This window comes from Azonexus sp. (assembly GCF_036170495.1).
Taxonomy (GTDB): domain Bacteria; phylum Pseudomonadota; class Gammaproteobacteria; order Burkholderiales; family Rhodocyclaceae; genus Azonexus.
The window spans coordinates 1-2,199 of sequence record NZ_JAVHPH010000353.1; the positions used below are offsets into that span (position 1 = coordinate 1).

Below are 2,199 nucleotides of genomic sequence, written 5' to 3' on the forward strand. Positions count from 1 at the left end.
CCGGCGGCACGGTGCTGAATGTCAGTATCAGCATCGGCGTCACCGAATACTGTCCCGGTGACGATGTGCACAGCCTGTTTTGCCGGGCGGACGAAGGCATGTACCAGGCCAAACGCCTCGGCAAGAACCGCGTGGTCGTCGTCGACCCACCGAGCGGGCCCTAGCGCCGGGGCACTGTTTAGGCGACAAAAGATAAAAAATGGCCCGGGAGAAACTTCTCCCGGGCCATTTTGTTCAGCGACTAATAATCAGGCGAAGTTGGCTTCGGCGAACGACCAATTGACGAGCGAAGCCAGGTAGGTTTCGACGAATTTCGGGCGCATGTTGCGGTAGTCGATGTAGTAGGCGTGTTCCCAGACGTCGACGCAGAGCAGGGCCTTGTCACCGGTGGTCAGCGGGGTGCCGGCGGCGCCCATGTTGACGATGTCGACCGAGCCGTCGGCCTTCTTGACCAGCCAGGTCCAGCCGGAACCGAAGTTGCCGACAGCGGAGGTCTGGAAGGCCGTCTTGAAGGCGTCGAGCGAACCCCACTTGGCATCGATGGCAGCAGCCAGGGCGCCCTTCGGTGCGCCGCCGCCGTTCGGGGTCAGGCAGTTCCAGAAGAAGGTGTGGTTCCAGACCTGGGCGGCGTTGTTGTACACGCCGCCAGCCGGGGCTTTCTTGACGATGGCTTCGAGATCGAGGTTTTCGTATTCGGTGCCCTTGATCAGGTTGTTCAGGTTGGTGACATAGGCCTGATGGTGCTTGCTGTAGTGGTAGTCAAAGGTCTCGGCCGACATGTGCGGGGCGAGGGCATCTTTGGCAAACGGCAGGGCGGGCAGTTGATGTTCCATTGTTGTTCTCCGTTGGGGTTTGATGAGGGGTAAATTGAAAATTCTAGTCAGCTTCCGGACCGGCGACAACCTGATTTACCGTGGCTTCGGCCGATCCGCTGGCGAAGCGCAGTTTGAGCCGGTCGCCGGAGCTTAATCGGGCGGCGTCGCGGATGGCCCGACCGTCGGCATCCAGGGCAAGGGTGTAGCCGCGGGACAGGACAGCGTGGGGATCAAGCTGGGTCAGACTGCTGCCGAGTGAATTTAGTTTCCCGGAATGTTGAGAAATTGCCCACTGGGTCTGCCGGCTCAGGCGATATTGCAGGTGGGCGATACCTTCGGCCAGCTTGGCCGGGTGCGGCCGGGCGCTGGCGTGGCGCTGGCCGAGGGCGTGCAGGCGGACGGCGTCGTGCTCGGTTTGCCGGCGCAGGGCGTGGTGCAGGCGCGAGCCCAGGGTTTCGGTTTCGCGCTGGCGTTGGCGGATGTGTTCGGCTGGATGGACGAGGCGGGTGGCCAGCCAGTCGAGGCGTTGTAGTTGGTCGGAGAGCAGGCGATCCAGGCGCCGGCCGAGGTGATTTTCGAGCTGGGTCAGGCGGTCGACCAGCGCGTCGCGGTCGGGGCTGGCCAGCTCGGCGGCGGCTGTGGGGGTTGGGGCGCGCCGGTCGGCGGCGAAGTCGGCGATGGTGAAGTCGGTTTCGTGGCCGACGCCGGAAATGACCGGAATGGCCGAGGCGTTGATGGCGCGCGCAACACTTTCTTCGTTGAAGGCCCAGAGGTCTTCGATGCTGCCGCCGCCACGACAGAGGATGATTGCATCGCAATCGCTGTTGGCCGCCTGGGCGATGGCTTCGGCGATTTTGGCGCCGGCGCCTTCGCCCTGGACGGGGGTGGGGAAGAGCGTGATGGCGACGTGCGGGGCGCGCCGGTGCAGGGTGGTCAGGACGTCGCGCAGGGCGGCGGCCTGCGGGCTGGTGACGATGGCCAGGCGGCGTGGGAAGCTGGGCAGCGCTTTCTTACGGTCAACGGCAAAAATGCCTTCATTTTCAAGTCGGGCCTTGAGTTGCAGGAAGCGCTCGAAGAGGTCGCCCTGGCCGGCCCGGCGGATGGCTTCGACATTGAGCTGGAATTCGCCGCGCGGTTCGTAGAAGGAAACGAGCACGCGGGCTTCGATCTTCTGGCCGTTCTCCAGCCGCCAGCCGAGGATCTGCGCCTTGCTGCGCCACATAACGCAGCGCACCTGGGCGTTGGCGTCCTTGAGCGAGAAGTAAACGTGACCGGAGGCGGCGTAGGTCAGGTTGGATATTTCGCCGCTCACCCAGGTCAGCGGGAAGGCGGATTCGAGGCAATCCCTGACCTGTCTATTCAGGCTGGATACGCTGAGGACGGA

General features: G+C 63.8%; 3 protein-coding genes. 1 reads left to right on the forward strand and 2 read right to left on the reverse strand.

From position 1 onward, the window contains the following. Positions 1 to 11 precede the first annotated feature (11 nt). A complete protein-coding gene (locus ADADOO_RS13060) occupies positions 12 to 164 on the forward strand; it encodes a GGDEF domain-containing protein (protein ID WP_511277942.1) in 153 nt (50 codons plus the stop codon). 84 nt (positions 165 to 248) lie between these two features. Here the strand turns inward: ADADOO_RS13060 and ADADOO_RS13065 are convergent, their stop codons facing one another. Continuing rightward, positions 249 to 833, reverse strand: coding sequence for a superoxide dismutase (locus ADADOO_RS13065; RefSeq protein ID WP_511277940.1), 585 nt, complete (start codon positions 831 to 833; stop codon positions 249 to 251). A gap of 43 nt (positions 834 to 876) precedes the next feature. After that, positions 877 to 2,199: exodeoxyribonuclease VII large subunit (xseA, locus tag ADADOO_RS13070; RefSeq protein ID WP_511277941.1), on the reverse strand; the 1,323-nt coding region annotated here is incomplete at its 5' end.